The organism is Butyricicoccus pullicaecorum DSM 23266, from assembly GCF_900167005.1.
In the GTDB taxonomy this organism is placed as follows: Bacteria; Bacillota; Clostridia; order Oscillospirales; family Butyricicoccaceae; genus Butyricicoccus; species Butyricicoccus pullicaecorum.
The window spans coordinates 341,138-356,844 of record NZ_FUXW01000002.1 but is presented as its reverse complement, the minus strand read 5'-3'; the positions used below and the strand labels follow the sequence as shown (position 1 = coordinate 356,844).

At 51.6% G+C, this 15,707-nt stretch carries 13 protein-coding genes; 11 read left to right on the top strand and 2 right to left on the bottom strand.

The features are described from left to right. Nucleotides 1-27 precede the first annotated feature (27 nt). The 7 genes from B5D52_RS05925 (at nt 28) to B5D52_RS05895 (ending at nt 9,385) form a co-directional block, all read left to right on the top strand. On the top strand, nt 28-2,973 hold the full coding sequence (locus tag B5D52_RS05925) for an acyl-CoA dehydratase activase (protein WP_016146693.1): 2,946 nt from the start codon (nt 28-30) through the stop codon (nt 2,971-2,973). Then, on the top strand, nt 2,957-4,210 hold the full coding sequence (locus tag B5D52_RS05920) for a 2-hydroxyacyl-CoA dehydratase (RefSeq protein ID WP_016146692.1): 1,254 nt from the start codon (nt 2,957-2,959) through the stop codon (nt 4,208-4,210). Before B5D52_RS05925 ends, B5D52_RS05920 begins: the two co-directional genes overlap by 17 nt. Nucleotides 4,211-4,322: 112 nt before the next feature. After that, on the top strand, nt 4,323-5,102 hold the full coding sequence (locus tag B5D52_RS05915) for a threonine/serine exporter family protein (protein ID WP_016146691.1): 780 nt from the start codon (nt 4,323-4,325) through the stop codon (nt 5,100-5,102). Nucleotides 5,103-5,105: 3 nt separating this feature from the next. After that, complete coding sequence (locus tag B5D52_RS05910; RefSeq protein WP_016146690.1) at nt 5,106-5,579, top strand: threonine/serine exporter family protein; 474 nt, start codon at nt 5,106-5,108, stop codon at nt 5,577-5,579. Further along, a complete protein-coding gene (locus B5D52_RS05905; protein WP_016146689.1) occupies nt 5,560-6,441 on the top strand; it encodes an aldose 1-epimerase family protein in 882 nt (293 codons plus the stop codon). The genes B5D52_RS05910 and B5D52_RS05905 overlap by 20 nt, the downstream gene beginning before the upstream one ends. Before the next feature lie 140 nt (nt 6,442-6,581). After that, nucleotides 6,582-9,122, top strand: a complete 2,541-nt coding sequence (locus B5D52_RS05900; protein WP_016146688.1) for a heavy metal translocating P-type ATPase — start codon at nt 6,582-6,584, stop codon at nt 9,120-9,122. Next, entirely contained in the window at nt 9,122-9,385 is a 264-nt protein-coding gene (locus B5D52_RS05895) for a metal-sensing transcriptional repressor (RefSeq protein ID WP_016146687.1), read from the top strand. Before B5D52_RS05900 ends, B5D52_RS05895 begins: the two co-directional genes overlap by 1 nt. Before the next feature lie 52 nt (nt 9,386-9,437). Here B5D52_RS05895 and hisC read toward each other — a convergent pair whose 3' ends face one another. Further along, complete coding sequence (gene hisC / locus B5D52_RS05890; protein WP_016146686.1) at nt 9,438-10,493, bottom strand: histidinol-phosphate transaminase; 1,056 nt, start codon at nt 10,491-10,493, stop codon at nt 9,438-9,440. 140 nt (nt 10,494-10,633) lie between these two features. Between hisC and B5D52_RS05885 the strand changes: the two genes are divergently transcribed. Next, on the top strand, nt 10,634-11,890 hold the full coding sequence (locus B5D52_RS05885) for a replication-associated recombination protein A (protein ID WP_016146685.1): 1,257 nt from the start codon (nt 10,634-10,636) through the stop codon (nt 11,888-11,890). 20 nt (nt 11,891-11,910) lie between these two features. Next, a complete protein-coding gene (glgB, locus tag B5D52_RS05880) occupies nt 11,911-13,719 on the top strand; it encodes a 1,4-alpha-glucan branching protein GlgB (RefSeq protein WP_016146684.1) in 1,809 nt (602 codons plus the stop codon). Between the two features lie 6 nt (nt 13,720-13,725). Here the strand turns inward: glgB and B5D52_RS05875 are convergent, their stop codons facing one another. Then, nucleotides 13,726-14,649, bottom strand: a complete 924-nt coding sequence (locus B5D52_RS05875; RefSeq protein ID WP_016146683.1) for a S1 RNA-binding domain-containing protein — start codon at nt 14,647-14,649, stop codon at nt 13,726-13,728. 103 nt (nt 14,650-14,752) lie between these two features. Between B5D52_RS05875 and B5D52_RS05870 the strand changes: the two genes are divergently transcribed. Together B5D52_RS05870 and udp are read left to right on the top strand one after the other, a co-directional pair. After that, nucleotides 14,753-14,947 (top strand): DUF951 domain-containing protein, encoded by a 195-nt coding sequence (locus B5D52_RS05870; RefSeq protein WP_016146682.1) that lies wholly within the window; start codon nt 14,753-14,755, stop codon nt 14,945-14,947. Beyond that, nucleotides 14,941-15,705: a uridine phosphorylase gene (gene udp / locus B5D52_RS05865; protein ID WP_016146681.1), complete on the top strand. Its 765-nt coding sequence runs from the start codon at nt 14,941-14,943 to the stop codon at nt 15,703-15,705. The genes B5D52_RS05870 and udp overlap by 7 nt, the downstream gene beginning before the upstream one ends. Nucleotides 15,706-15,707: the final 2 nt, after the last annotated feature.

The following is a 15,707-nucleotide window of genomic DNA, read 5'->3' as shown; positions in this document are numbered from 1 at the left end:
GTCAATAGAGCGAACGGGGAGCGATTTATGAACACCACTACTTATCTCGGAATCGATATCGGTTCCACAACGGTCAAACTGGTCGCGGTGCGCGCCGGTCAGATCATCTATAAACGATACGAGCGTCACTTCTCCAAAGTACGCGAAAAAGCATGCGAAATGCTGCGTGCAGCCCAGGAAATCATTGGTCAGGATACGCTGCATGTCGCAATCACCGGTTCTGCCGGTCTGGGCATGGCCAAGGCCAGCGGCGTGGATTTCGTACAGGAAGTCTTCGCGACGCGCAAGGCTGTTGGCGTACATGTACCGCAAGCCGATGTTGTCATCGAGCTCGGCGGCGAGGACGCTAAAATTATTTTCTTATCCGGTCAGCTGGAAGAGCGTATGAACGGTTCCTGCGCCGGTGGTACCGGTGCGTTCATCGATCAGATGGCCGTCCTGCTCGATGTTACACCGACCGAACTCGACGAACTCAGCCTGCATGCAGAGCGCATTTACACCATCGCTTCGCGCTGCGGCGTTTTCGCGAAGTCCGATATTCAGCCTCTGCTCAATGAGGGTGCTCGCAAGGAAGATGTTGCGGCTTCCATTTTCCAAGCGGTTGTTAACCAGACTTTGGGTGGTCTGGCGCAGGGACGCCAGGTCGCTGGTGATATCCTTTTCCTCGGCGGCCCGCTGTTTTTCTTTAAGGGTCTCCAGAATCGCTTCCGCGAGACGCTGAAGCTGGACGATGAGCATGCTCACTTCCCGGATCTTGCACCCTATGCCATTGCCGCCGGTGCTGCGGAGTACGCAAAGGATACGCAGGCATCTTACACCTACACCGATCTTCTGCAAACGCTGGAGCAGGCTGCCGGTGTACCCGCGGTCAGCAACTACCTGCCGCCTCTCTTCACGTCGCAGGAAGAGTACCGCGAGTTCTCTGCACGTCACAGCAAGCACGACGTTATGACCAAGAACGTTACCATGTACGAAGGTAACGCTTATCTGGGTATTGACTGTGGCTCGACGACCACGAAACTCGTCTTAATCAGCGAAGACAATCAGATTCTGTATCACCACTATTCTCCCAACAAGGGCAATCCGGTTGATGTCATCGAGCAGCAGCTGAACAAGCTGTATGAGCTTTGCGGCGACCGTGTCCATATTCTGTCTTCGGCCGTCACCGGCTATGGTGAAGCGCTGATTCAGAATGCTTTCGGTGTAGATCACGGTCTGGTTGAGACTGTTGCGCACTTCCGTGCAGCACGTCATTTCTGCCCCGAAGTTGACTTTATTATCGATATCGGCGGTCAGGATATCAAATGCTTCAAGATCCGTAACAACTGTATCGATAACATTTTCCTCAACGAGGCATGTTCCTCGGGCTGCGGTTCCTTCATCGAGACGTTTGCACGCTCTATGGGTTACTCCATTGAGGAATTCTGTAAACTCGGTCTGTTCTCTGAGCATCCCATCGATCTTGGTTCCCGCTGCACCGTCTTTATGAACTCTTCGGTCAAGCAGGCGCAGAAGGATGGTGCTTCGATCGACATGATCTCGTCTGGTCTGTCGGTTTCTGTCGTCAAGAACGCACTTTACAAGGTTATTCGTGCGCATTCTCCGGACGATCTGGGCAAGCACATCGTTGTACAGGGCGGTACCTTCCTCAACGATGCGATTCTGCGCTCGTTTGAACAGGAAATCGGCCGTGAAGTCACTCGTCCTGCAATTTCCGGTCTGATGGGTGCTTACGGTGCTGCACTTCACGCAAAGGATAACTGCCCCGAGCAGACCTCTTTGATTCTGCCCGAAGAGCTGAGCCACTTCTCGCACACCGTCAGCAACGTTCGCTGCGGTCTGTGCACCAACCATTGCAGTCTGACTGTCAACAGTTTCCCGGGCGGCCGTCGCTTTATCTCCGGCAACCGCTGTGAGCGCCCGCTCGGCAAAAACAAGGCTATGGATTTGCCCGATCTTTACAAGTGGAAGTATGAATATCTGCGCAATCTGCCGACCAAAACCGGTGGCGAGAAGATCGGTATCCCGTTTGGTTTGAACTTCTACGAACTGCTTCCGTTCTGGAATGCATTCTTAGGCGAGTTGGGATTTGAAGTCGTTGTCAGCGATCCGTCCTCTCGCGAGATGTACATGCAGGGTCAGCACTCCATTCCTTCTGATACGGTCTGCTATCCGGCAAAGCTCGTACATGGTCACATTGAAAACCTGATTGAAAAGGGTGTTCATTCCATTTTCTATCCATGTATGACCTACAATCTGGACGAGGGCCGTGCTTCGAACTGCTATAACTGCCCGGTTGTTGCATACTATCCCGAGCTGCTCGAAGCAAATGTCACAGGGCTGCAATCTCTCGATTTTATGATGCCGTACTTTGAGTTAGTAGATTCCAAGCGTTTCCAGGCGCAGGCAATCAAGTTCTTCTGCAAGAAGTACCCGCGTCTCAAGAAAAAGGATATTGTACGCGCTTCCGACGCGGCTTATCGTGCACTGGATGCCTATTACGCAGCCGTTCGCGAACAGGGCCGTCAGGCAATCGCATACGCGGACGAAAATGGTCTGGAGCTGGCTGTCATTGTCGGTCGTCCGTACCACATCGATCCTGAGATCAACCACGGTCTCAACCAGATGATCGCCTCCTACGGCATGGTTATCGTTTCGGAAGATGCCGTATGGAATCTGGCCGAAGAGCCCGAAGTACACGTCCTCAACCAGTGGACGTACCACTCTCGTATGTATTCCGCTGCAAACTATGTCGTGCACAAGCCGAATGCACAGCTCATTCAGCTGGTTTCCTTCGGATGCGGTATTGACGCGATCACGACCGACGAAATTCGCTCGATCGTAGAATCCGGCGGCAAGATTTACACCCAGCTCAAAATTGACGAGATCAACAACCTTGGTGCTGCCAAGATCCGTATTCGCAGTATGCTGGCCGCCATTGAGGAGGGCAAAAAACTTGCAAAACAACAATAATTACGTTCATGTACCGTTTACGGTAGAAATGAAAAAAGATTATACGATCTTAGTACCCAACATGCTGCCCATTCAGCTCGGTCTGATCTGCCAGCTGATGCGCAATTATGGGTTCAACATGGAACTGTTGGACACCGAAGGCCCCGGCATTGTCGATCAGGGACTGAAAAACGTCCACAACGATACCTGTTATCCCGCTCTGCTGGTCATTGGCCAGCTGATGGATGCCATCGAGAGCGGAAAATACGACACGCACAAGATCGCTCTGATTCTGCCGCAGACCGGCGGCGGCTGCCGTGCTTCCAACTATATTCATCTGATGCGCAAGGCACTTGTCAACAACGGTTACTCTTACATTCCGGTTATTTCGTTGAACTTCTCCGGTCTGGAAGACAATCCCGGATTCAAGCTGACCCCGCAGATGCTGCTTCAGGTCGCTTACGGTGTATTGGTTGGTGATCTGATTATGCAGATTTACAACCAGTGCCGTCCCTATGAGGTTGTTCCCGGAAGTTCGCAGAAAGCGGTTGAACTGTGCATGAAGACCATCACCGAGCGCTTCACCGGAAACCGTTTCATCCATTACAGCGAAGTACGTCGACTGTACCGCTTTGTTCTGGAAGTGTTCGGCAAGGTCAAGCTCGACCACTCCAAACCCAAGAAGAAGGTTGGTGTTGTTGGTGAGATTTATGTTAAATTCTCGCCGCTGGGCAACAACCACCTAGAAGACTTTCTGGTTGCAGAAAACTGCGAGCCCGTTCTGCCCGGTCTGATGGACTTCTGCCTGTACAGCATTTACAACGGTGTCATTGACCACGAACTGTATGGCCGTTCCTCCAAGGTCGCTATGCGCAACCAGATGCTGTATCACTTTGTGTTGGGTAAGCAGAAGGACATGATTCGTCTGATTGAACAGCACGGAAAGTTCCGTGCACCCGCAAAGTTTGACGAGGTGCGCAAGCTGTCTCAGCAAATCATCGGTCAGGGCGTCAAGATGGGTGAGGGCTGGCTGCTTCCCGCTGAGATGGTCGAACTCATCACTGAGGGCGTCAACAACATCGTCTGCACACAGCCTTTTGGCTGTCTGCCGAACCACATTGCTGGCAAGGGTATGATTCGTAAAATTCGCGAACACTACCCGCAGGCAAACATTGTTGCCGTCGACTACGACCCCAGTGCATCCAAAATCAATCAGGAAAACCGTATTAAGCTCATGCTGTCTTCGGCAGAAAGCTGATCGTTTGCTGCAAAGAGTCGCCTTATGGCGGCTCTTTTTTTCATTGACTTTATAAGGCAAACAAGGTATGCTGAATGTGACAAAAGGTTATTGAAAGGGGAGGAGTGCCCGATTGATTACATGTATGACATCGGCCGAACTGTTAAGCTGTGCGCTGCTGCTCGGTCGCCGTCTGCTGGAATGCGGTGCAGAAATTTACCGCGTAGAAGAATCCATTGAGCGCATGTGTCTGTCTTACGGCGCGCAGAGTGCCGATGTGTACGCGGTTCCCACGGCGATCATCGCCACCATTCGTATCGACGAAGAAGAAATTCTCACACAGACCAGCCGAATCAAACAGCGCGGAACTGATCTGGACAAAGTGGCCGCGCTTAACGGACTTTGCCGTGCTGTGTGCACTTGTCCGGTCTCTTACGGTCAATTTCAAAAAGACATGCAGCAGATTGAGGCACGTCCGCAATACTCCAAACAGGTTCAGTATTTTGCCTGCGGAGGTGTCGCTGCTTTTTTCACGCTGCTCTTCGGCGGCAGCTTCACCGAAGGACTTCTAGCATTCATAATTGGCTTTTTGCTTCAAATCCTCGTCTCATACACCGAACGACTGTATATGCACGCGCTGTTTACCAACCTGCTCGGTGGTGTATGGATTAGTTTGGCTGCGCTTTTAGGTATTGCCGTCGGGTTCGGACACAACTACGATGTTGTAATCATCGGTTCTATCATGCCACTGGTTCCCGGTTTATTGATGACTAACTCCATCCGCGACATGATCGCTGGCGACTTCATGGCTGGAATCAGCCGCTTTTCTGAAGCGCTCCTGATCGCGGCCGGTATCGCAGCCGGTGCGGCCATACCGCTTGGAATGCGCACGCTGCTTCTGGGGGTGTTTTGACCGATGGGTGCAATTCTCCATCAAACAGCTGCAAGTTTTTTTGCCAGTCTCTGTTTTGCCGTGTTATTTCAAGTCCGTGGACGCAACTTAGTTTGTGCGGCAGCAGCTGGCGGAGTCTGTTGGCTGGTTTACGCAGTATCCGGTGCCGGGTTAGGCGAACTCCCGGCATATTTCCTAGCGGCCGTGGCCACCACGATCTATGCGGAATTTTTCGCGCGTGTCTTGCGCACACCGGCCATCGTCTATCTGGCTGCCGGTGTAATCCCTTTGGTTCCGGGCGGCGGCATCTACCGCACGATGCTCTTTTGCATCCGTGGTGCGCCGGAGGAAGCTTTAAGTGCCTGCATCAACACCATCGGCATCGCTGGTGCTATGGCAATGGGCATCGTCATCGTATCCTCGTTTGTTCGTATGCTGTCCCATCAGCAAATTATAAAATTTCAAGGAGGAAGCTCTCATGCAATTTCTCGAAAATGAATTTCTGCGCGTTTCCATCAACGAATTTGGCGCAGAACTGACTTCTATTGTACGCAAATCCGACCAATCGGAATATGTCTGGAATGCAGATCCTGCATTCTGGGGCAAGCATGCACCGCTGTTGTTCCCGATCATCGGCCGACTCAAAGATCAGGAATATACGCTGGATGGAACTACTTACGAAATCACCCGACATGGCTTTGCGCGAGACAAGGAATTTACCGTTGTACAGGCATCCGATACTTGTGTAGAACTTTCGCTCAGTGCGGATGCGTACACCAAGGCAATGTATCCCTACGACTTTACCTTCACCATTCGCTATTCGCTCGACGGCAAGACGCTCAAAAAGGAACACATCGTACAGAACGACAGCAATCATACCATGTATTACGAAGTTGGCGGACATGATGCGTACATGCTATCCTTTGATGACGCGGCGCTGTCCGACTACTATCTTGAGTTTGAAGGCATTGATGCGCTGGATGTCATCGATTGTGATGCTGATGTCATGCTGATGCAGTCGCATCACGCTGTACCGCTTAAGGATGGCCGACTGTATCTGTCGCGTGAGACATTCTCCAAGGATAACACCCTGATGCTCGATCGTCTCCCGGTACATCGCTGCACTTTGGGATGCCTGAGCCATTCCCGAAAGGTAATTATGGAATTCCCCGAAATCGATTACTTCGCCGTCTGGAGCCCCTATAAGCCCGACTGTGATGTTCCGTTTATCTGTCTGGAGCCTTGGAGCACGCTGCCGGATTGTGCTTATCTGGGCAAGGAGCTGGAAAAGAAAGTCGGTATTCGTACCGTAGCTGCCGGACGCTCCGAAACACTGTCTTTCCGTGTTACAATCGAATAAACAGTTTCTCCTCTCTGATCTCTTTTCAGAGAGGAGTTTTCTTTTTTGTGATCTTGCTTGACAAATACAGACGGGGTCGGTATACTAATGCTGTAAATACTCACCCCCCGTAGGGAGGGGGTGCAATTGGAGGGAGTGTTATGAAACAACAGTTCAATGTGACGGGCATGAGCTGTGCTGCATGCTCTGCACATGTCGAAAAAGCCGTGCGCGCGCTGCCCGGTTTACAGGACGTTCAAGTCAATCTGCTTGCCGGCAGCATGACAGCCGAATATACCGAAGGCCAACTGTCCGATCAGGAGATTATCCAAGCGGTTATTGATGCCGGATACGGTGCATCGGTCAAAGGAAAAGCTGCTGCACAGCAGGCGAGTGCTGCTGATAACGGACAACAGGAATTAAAGTCCATGCAGCAGCGCATTATCACATCGTTTGTGTTCTTGATCGTGCTCATGTATATCTCGATGGGCAGTATGGTGGGACTTCCGATACCGTCTTTCTTATCCGGTGCAGAAAACGCAGTCAACTTTGCACTGACTCAGTTTTTACTGACCATACCCATTGTCATTGTCAACAAGAAATATTATATCAACGGCTTCAAGACCCTTTGGCACCGTGCTCCGACCATGGATGCACTGATCGCCGTTGGTTCCAGTGCTGCACTGATTTACGGCGTCTTTGTACTCTATCAGCTCGGCTGGGGACTGGGGCATCAAGATATGCCGCGTGTGCACCAGTACATGCATGATCTGTATTTTGAATCGGCTGCCATGATTCTGACTCTCGTGACCCTTGGAAAATATTTCGAGACACGCGCAAAGAAGAAAACCGGCGAAGCCATCTCCAAACTGATGGATCTGCGACCCAAAACTGCTGTCATTTTGCGAGACGGTGCCGAAGTGACCGTCCCCATCGAGGAGGTTCAAGTCGGTGATCTCGTCGTTGTACGTCCCGGTCAAAACATTCCTGTGGATGGCATTATCACAGAAGGGCAGGCAGCTCTCGATGAAGCGGCACTCACTGGTGAAAGTATCCCGGTTGAAAAGGGTGTTGGAGACACCGTAATCGCTGCGACCATCAACAAAAACGGATTCATCACTTTCCGCGCATCGCGTGTCGGTGATCAAACAACCCTATCCCAGATCATTCGTCTGGTCGAGGAAGCCAGCGCATCTAAAGCTCCGATTGCCAAACTGGCCGACCGTGTTGCCGGTGTCTTCGTCCCCATCGTTCTGGGCATTGCGCTTATCACGCTGATTGTTTGGCTGCTCGTCGGGCAGACCTTCACTTTTGCGCTATCCTGTGCAATTGCCGTTCTGGTCATCTCCTGTCCCTGTGCTTTGGGACTCGCGACACCCGTTGCAATCATGGTTGGAACCGGTGTCGGTGCAGAAAACGGTGTGCTGTTCCAGTCGGCAGAAGCACTTGAACTGCTACACAAGGTCGACGCGGTTGTGCTCGACAAGACCGGAACGGTCACGGAGGGTCATCCCGTGATGACCGATCTCAAGGCATTCGGCATAAGCGAAAAAGAACTGCTGGAGATTGCATACACGCTGGAGCAGCCCTCCGAACACCCCTTGGCCGAGGCAATTGTTACCTATGCGCAGGAAAACCAGACACGCAGTTTATCCATCTCCGGCTTTGAAGCCCAGACTGGCAAGGGCATCACAGCTCTGATTGACGGGCATGCTTGCATAGCAGGCAAGGCTGCTATGCTGGAAGCACAGGGCATTTCGACATCGCAAGGTGCGGACTATGGAAATGAGTTGGCACAACAGGGTAAGACTCCGCTCTATTTTGCGCGAGATAGTATCCTCATCGGCGTGATTGGCGTTGCTGATGTCGTTAAGCCATCCAGCAAGCAGGCGATTGACCAGTTTAAGCATTTGGGCATCGATGTCACGCTCTTAACTGGCGATCATCGTATCACTGCACAGGCAATCTGCAATCAGCTGGGCATCCCGCATGTTATTGCCGAAGTATTGCCGCAGGATAAGGAACGGGAAGTGCGCCGCCTGCAAGCAGAGGGCAAGACGGTTGCAATGGTCGGTGACGGTATCAACGACGCACCCGCACTGGCACGTGCTGATGTCGGCATCGCAATCGGCGCCGGTACCGATGTCGCCATTTCCTCTGCCGATGTCGTTCTGATGAAATCCGACCTGATGGACGCAGTCAATGCAATTCGGCTGTCTCGTTCGGTCATCCGCAATATCAAGGAAAACCTCTTCTGGGCATTTATTTATAACTGCATTGGTATTCCGCTTGCTGCCGGTGTATTCTGGATTCCGTTTGCACTCAAACTCAGTCCGATGTTCGGCGCGGCAGCTATGAGTCTTTCATCGGTCTGCGTAGTATCCAATGCACTGCGTCTGAAGTTCTTCCGCCCGCTTCATGCAGAAATCAATCCGCAAACACCTGCCGTTTCTATGGCAGAAGCAACTGATACAAGAAAGGATGAATCCACAATGGAAAAAACGATTGTAATTGAAGGCATGATGTGCCCGCACTGCTCTGGTCATGTTCGCGACGCACTGTGCAAGTTGCCCGGTGTCCAGTCTGCTGAAGTCAGCCACGAGACCGGCAAGGCGATTTGCACGCTGTCGGAGGATGTTGCAAACGAGGTCCTGATCCAGGCTGTTACCGACGCCGGCTACAAGGTTGTGGGGATCGAGTAATGCGCGCAGATCGTAAAAAAGTAGAGCCGCTAGTCAAAACCGCACGCGGACAGATTGAAGCGGTCCTTAAAATGATCGACGAAGACCGCTACTGCATCGATATCATCAATCAGCTCTCTGCCACCGAAGCCTTGCTGCGCAAAGCGCGCAAAGAGGTACTCAAAGGTCACCTCAATGGCTGTGTGCGAGATGCGGTATCCTGCGAAGATTCCAAAGAACGGGACGCAAAGCTGGATGAAATCATCGCACTTCTGGACAAATAACAATAGAAAAAACGGTATCCCAAGTGGGATACCGTTTTTGTTTTACTGCAAATCACATGATATTCCGCAAAGCCTCAAACAGTTTGTCCATCTCGTCATCGGTTCCGATGGTCACACGCAGGTGATTGTCAACCCGCGGCTGATTGAAGTAGCGCACAAAGATTTTTTGTGCACGGAGTTTTTCAAACAATTCCTTAGCCGATTTCTCAGGATGGGTTACCAGCAAAAAGTTGGTCTGAGAGGGAAGTACCGTAAAGCCCATCTCCCGGAAGGTTTGGGCCGAACGCTCTCGCGTTTGAATGACGCGTGCACAGGTTTCGCGGAAATACGCGTTATCCTTGACCGATGCAGTTGCCGCATCCAGCGTCAGCATATCCATGGTATACGAGTTGTACGAGTTTTTGACTGCTTCCAGTGCTGCAATCAGCTCGGGCGATGCGATTGCATAACCGACACGCATACCAGCGAGCGAACGCGACTTGGACATAGTCTGCACGATAACCAGATTCTCATATTTTTCGAGCAGAGGCAGGCAGGACGTACCACCAAAATCAATATATGCCTCGTCGATGATCACAATGCTGTCCGGGTTGTTTTGAAGCAGCACTTCTACAAATTCCAAGCCTTCTCCGATACCGGTCGGTGCATTGGGATTGGGCAGGATAACACCGCCATTTTTGACCGCGTAGTCCTGCGGATCAATGCGATAGTCTGCGGTGAGCGGAACCTTACGGAAAGGAATCCGGAACAGCGAACACCAGACCGGATAAAACGAATAGGTCACATCCGGGAACAAAATCGGATCATCCGAGCAGAAAAAGGTTTGGAAGCACAGCGCCAGCACGTCATCCGAACCATTTCCCAGGAAAACCTGATTGTCACCAACTCCAAAATGCTCGGCTAGCGTGTGGCGCAGTTCCGTGCTGTTGGCATCAGGATAACGCCGCAGTGCAGCGGCATCAAAGCTGCGAAATACCTCCTGCACCTTTGGAGAAGGCGGGTAGGGATTTTCATTTGCATTCAATTTGATCAAGTCTGCGTCCTTGGACTGCTCCCCGGGCACATACGGAGCAATCTCTCTTACATTTTTGCGCCAGTTTCCGGCCATAACACGGTCACCTCATCCAGTCAAATTACAATTTCCTATATTTTAATATAATAAATCGATAAAGTCAAGCCGCCGTTGTCTTTCTCTGTAAAAACTGCTATAATATTTTTATTCAACATATACGGAAAGGGGAGGATCTCATGTATCAGCCGCTTGCTGACCGGATTCGCCCAAAATCTCTCGACGATGTGGTCGGCCAACGCCAATTGCTCGGAGAAGGCGGCCTGCTGCGCCGGATTATAGACAGCGGAAACATTCCCAATATGATTTTTTATGGTCCTTCCGGCATTGGCAAAACGACGGTTGCCTCTATCATTGCACGTCAGACCAGCCGAAAGCTGTACCATTTGAACGCTACGACCGCATCTATTTCAGATATCAAGTCCATCGTAGACGAGTTAGACACTTTTTTAGCACCCAATGGTGCTTTGGTCTATCTGGACGAGATTCAGTATTTCAATAAAAAACAGCAGCAAAGTTTATTGGAATTTATCGAGGACGGTCGTATTACGCTGGTCGCCTCCACGACCGAGAATCCTTATTTTTATATTTACAATGCAATTTTAAGTCGCTGCACGGTCTTTGAGTTTTTGCCCGTAGAAGCAGAGGAAATGGTGCGTGCGGTAGAGCGCGGCTTTCAAATCGCCTGTGAAGGACGATCTATTACCATCGCACCCGAAACAGCTGAGGAGATCGCGCACAGCTGCGGCGGCGATGTCCGCAAGGCCATGAATGCCGTTGAACTGCTGGTCAACAGCACAGCCGACGGGGAAACCATCACACCGGAAAGCGCCGCGCAAGTTGCGCAGCGCTCCAATATGCGTTATGATCGCGACGGTGACAGCCACTACGATATTCTCTCTGCATTCCAGAAGTCCATCCGCGGCTCCGACCCCGACGCAGGACTGCACTATCTGGCACGATTGCTGGAAGCCGGAGATATGATCTCCGCGGCACGGCGCATGCTGGTCATCGCAAGCGAGGATATCGGTTTGGCCTATCCGCAATGCGCAGCCATTGTCAAAGCCTGTGTGGACAGTGCCTTTCAGCTCGGTCTGCCTGAGGCGCGCATCCCGCTCGCACAGGCGGTTATCCTAATGGCAACCGCACCCAAGTCCAATTCCGCAATCTGCGCCATCGATGCGGCCATCGCTGACATTCGCCAAAATGGCCCCGGAGACATCCCGAGCAGTTTGAAAGACTGCCACTACGGCGGCGCAAAAAAACTCGGTCGCGGACAAACCTACATGTACTCGCATGACTATCCCAATCATTGGGTCAAACAACAATTCCTGCCCGATCATCTGGCCGATCATCGCTACTATGAGTACGGCCCGAACAAAACCGAGCAGGCAGCACGCGCTTACTGGGAAAAAACCAAGGGATCTCAGCCCTAAAACAGAAAGAGTTGATTTGTGTGAATCCTATTCTCTCAGAATTTTTTCAAGGAACCTGCTTTAACGCTTACGATTACTTTGGCGCGCATGCAACCATCCGCAATCACCAGCAGGGTGTCGTATTCCGCGTATATGCGCCCAATGCGTTCGTCGTAGAACTCATCGGCGATTTTAACAACTGGACTCCGGTTCAAATGACACCTTCCAGATCAGGTGTGTTTGAGCTCTTTTGGGCGGAAGCAAAAGCCGGTCAGCGCTATAAATACCGTGTGCACGCATTTGAACAGGATTCTTATCGTGATCGCTGTGACCCCTTTGGTCGTTGTTCCGAACTTCGTCCCAACACAGCTTCCATCATTACCGACGGCGCAAAATATCAGTTCTCCGACAGTGGCTGGCGTGCTGCGCGCGGCAATCACTACAATCAGCCCATCAACATCTACGAAGTCCATGCCGGTTCCTGGCGCAAACACGAAGACGGCAGCTGGCTGAACTATCGGGAATTGGCCGAATCACTGATTCCATACTGCAAAGCGCATTTCTACAATTACATCGAATTTCTTCCGCTCGCAGAACATCCCTTTGATGGATCGTGGGGATATCAGGAGAGCGGTTATTTTGCCGTCACTTCGCGCTATGGTACACCGGAAGATTTCTGCTATCTGGTTGACCAATGCCACAAGCACGGCATCGGTGTCATTATGGACTTTGTGCCCGTTCACTTTATTCCGGACGAATACGCCCTCGCACGTTTTGATGGTTCTACGCTCTATGAATACCCCGATCACAGCGGCGTGCGGCTGAGCGAGTGGGGATCGTGCAACTTCGATCTGGTTAAGCCGATCGTGCGCTCCTTTCTCCAGTCTGCTGCCGATTTCTGGCTCACCGTCTGCCATTGTGATGGCCTGCGCTTTGATGCCATCCGCAATGTCATTTATCTGCAAGGCGATGAGCGCAATGGTGTCAACCCGTCCGGCACTTATTTCTTGCAGCAATGCAACAAAGGTCTGCGGGCGCGGCATCCTCATGCACTGCTCATCGCAGAGGATTCCACAAATCTCATTAAAGTCACGGCTCCCGTTCAATATGACGGTCTTGGCTTCGACTATAAATGGGATCTTGGCTGGATGAATGACACTTTATCTTACTTTATGCTGCCGCCAGAGCAGCGTCCTGCGGCACACCACCGACTCACATTCTCCATGAGTTATTTTTACGATAATCTGCATCTTTTGCCGTTATCCCACGACGAAGTCGTGCACGGTAAAAAAGCGCTGCTTGACAAGATGTGGGGTGATTACGATCAGAAGTTTGCACAGTGTCGGACGCTGTTCACTTACATGTACACCCATCCGGGCAAAAAGCTGAATTTCATGGGCAATGAGCTCGGCGAATTCCGCGAATGGGACGAAGCGCTGCAACTGGATTGGAATCTGCTGGAATATCCAAAGCACATCGGATTTGAACATTATCTGATGGATTTGTCTCAATTCTATCTGGAAAATCCTGCTCTGCATCAGGACGAATACGATATGCGTGCTTTTCAGTGGCTGGATGCCAATGACAGTGAGCACTCAGTATATTCCTACTTCCGCACGGCTGGAGGACAGACACTATTGGTCGTTCTCAATCTGTCCAATCGAAAATATCCCAATTACACTTTACAGTTTGACCGTCCCACAACGCTGCGCGAGCTGATCAGCTCGGATACATCAAAATACGGCGGTCGGGACGTGACGAATGATTGGGTGATCTATTCAGATGACCACAACCGTGCGCAAATTGTTCTGGCGCCGCTCGGCAGCTATATTTTCCGTGTGACCCAATAAGAGAGGTCAGCAAAACACGGTTGCAATGTGTTTGTTGACACAGGAAGCAGGGGAGTAGACCCACTCTTGCAGCCGTCCTTCGGTGATATAGTAATGCAAAGGCGGCTGGAACGGCGGCTGATCCCGCAGCAAATCAATAATATTCAATTTGATCTTCATACGGCTTGGCAGAATCGACTTGATATAGACCGACACCCGATCTCCGTTTTTCATGTCTGGTTTTCGCTCTGCCAAGCCGGATAAGTTTGGCGTCAGTTCAACAAAAATCCCGTATTCTTCCACGCTCCGCACAACGCCCGGAACAGTCTCGCAGGGATGAAACAGCGCGGCATTCTGCTCCCAAGTGCCGAGCAGCTCACGATGTGTCAGCGAAATCCGTGATCGTGCGCGATCCATGCACAGTACAGCTGCATAGATGGACTGTCCCACAGTAAATCGTTCACTTGGATGGAAAATCCGGGACACCGAGAGGTGCTCAATGCCAATAAATGAAGGCACGCCACAGCCAATGTCGACAAATACACCGAATGGCTCTAAGTGCGTTACACGAGCAGCAATAATATCTCCCGGTTCCAGGGTATCAAACGCCCAGGCAACCGTCTGTTCTTGTGCCAAGCGGCGCGACAGGCGTATCGGCTGAGACTGTGCATCGGTTACGACAAAGGACACCGGTCGACCGACGCGCGATAAAATGGCAATATCGCGTGTCGTGCCCTCGGCAATCCCACGTGCGCACTCAGTTCGTGGAATGACTGCACGTCCGCAGGGCAATTCTACAACGAGGTCGTGTTCGGCAGTACAGGCAACCGCAAGTCCTTCCAAGATCATTCCTCGCTTTTGTGCCAGTCGGAGCTGTTCGAGTGAACTGACCGCATTCAAGTTTTCTTTTTCATATAGTTTGATTCCTTCCGGGAAATATATTTGTGTCATGCCTATCCAGACCTCCTTTTTGCGTTGGTCTACTATATGCTTGACAACAGACATTTTATCCTGGAAGATCGCATTGATTTTAGAACCCTGGAGGTATTGTCCCATGGACATTCAAGTTGGCGACCGACTCACCATGAAAAAAGGCCATCCCTGTGGAAGCAAGGAATGGATCGTACTGCGCGTCGGAATGGATTTCCGGATGCGCTGCTGCGGCTGCGGCCATGAAATCATGGTTCCTCGCAGTAAAATTGAAAAAAATATTCGTCAAGTTGTGCGAGAGGAGAATGCTTCATGTTGATTCAAGGCAAACAGATGCACATCCAGATTCAAAAAGGCGATATTGGACGTTATGTCATCCTGCCCGGTGATCCCGGTCGCTGCGAGCGCATTGCACGGTATTTCGACGAACCGGAATTTTTATCTTCCAATCGTGAATACACCGTATGGCGCGGCAGGCTGTGCGGCGAACCGGTCGCGGTATGTTCCACTGGCATCGGCGGCCCTTCCACTGCAATCGCGCTGGAAGAACTCGTAGAGTGCGGCGCGGACACCTTTATTCGCGTTGGCACTTCGGGCGGTATCGTGGACTCTGTGCGCGGCGGTGACGTTGTCATCGCAACCGCAGCCGTTCGGCAGGAAGGTACCACGCGAGAATACATGCCCATTGAGTATCCGGCTGCCGCTGACTTTTCCGTAGTCAGCGCGCTACACCAGGCAGCCAAGCAGCTTGGTTACCGCCAGCACGTCGGCGTCATTCAGTCTAAAGATAGCTTTTACGGTGAAATCCGTCCTTCCGAACAGCCAACCGCTTCTATGCTTCGTGAAAAGTGGGAAGCGTGGAAAGCTGCCGGCGTACTGACCAGCGAAATGGAATGCTCGACGGTCTTTGTTGTCGGTGCTGTACGCCATGTGCGCTGCGGCGGCGTACTCAACGTGCTGTGGAACGCAGATACAGATGATACGCTGGACGCTTCCCCTGAAATGGCAGAGCGCGGCGTAAAGACCGCCGTAGAGGCACTGAAAATTCTGATCCAACAGGATCGAGAGGAGAAATAACT

Coding starts and splice junctions, on each gene's coding strand:
- B5D52_RS05925 (WP_016146693.1), top strand. CDS start 28: ATGAACACCACTACTTATCTCGGAATCGATATCGGTTCCACAACGGTC.
- B5D52_RS05910 (WP_016146690.1), top strand. CDS start 5,106: ATGGGTGCAATTCTCCATCAAACAGCTGCAAGTTTTTTTGCCAGTCTC.
- B5D52_RS05905 (WP_016146689.1), top strand. CDS start 5,560: ATGCAATTTCTCGAAAATGAATTTCTGCGCGTTTCCATCAACGAATTT.
- B5D52_RS05900 (WP_016146688.1), top strand. CDS start 6,582: ATGAAACAACAGTTCAATGTGACGGGCATGAGCTGTGCTGCATGCTCT.
- B5D52_RS05895 (WP_016146687.1), top strand. CDS start 9,122: ATGCGCGCAGATCGTAAAAAAGTAGAGCCGCTAGTCAAAACCGCACGC.
- hisC (WP_016146686.1), bottom strand. CDS start 10,493: ATGGCCGGAAACTGGCGCAAAAATGTAAGAGAGATTGCTCCGTATGTG.
- B5D52_RS05885 (WP_016146685.1), top strand. CDS start 10,634: ATGTATCAGCCGCTTGCTGACCGGATTCGCCCAAAATCTCTCGACGAT.
- B5D52_RS05875 (WP_016146683.1), bottom strand. CDS start 14,649: ATGACACAAATATATTTCCCGGAAGGAATCAAACTATATGAAAAAGAA.
- B5D52_RS05870 (WP_016146682.1), top strand. CDS start 14,753: ATGGACATTCAAGTTGGCGACCGACTCACCATGAAAAAAGGCCATCCC.
- udp (WP_016146681.1), top strand. CDS start 14,941: ATGTTGATTCAAGGCAAACAGATGCACATCCAGATTCAAAAAGGCGAT.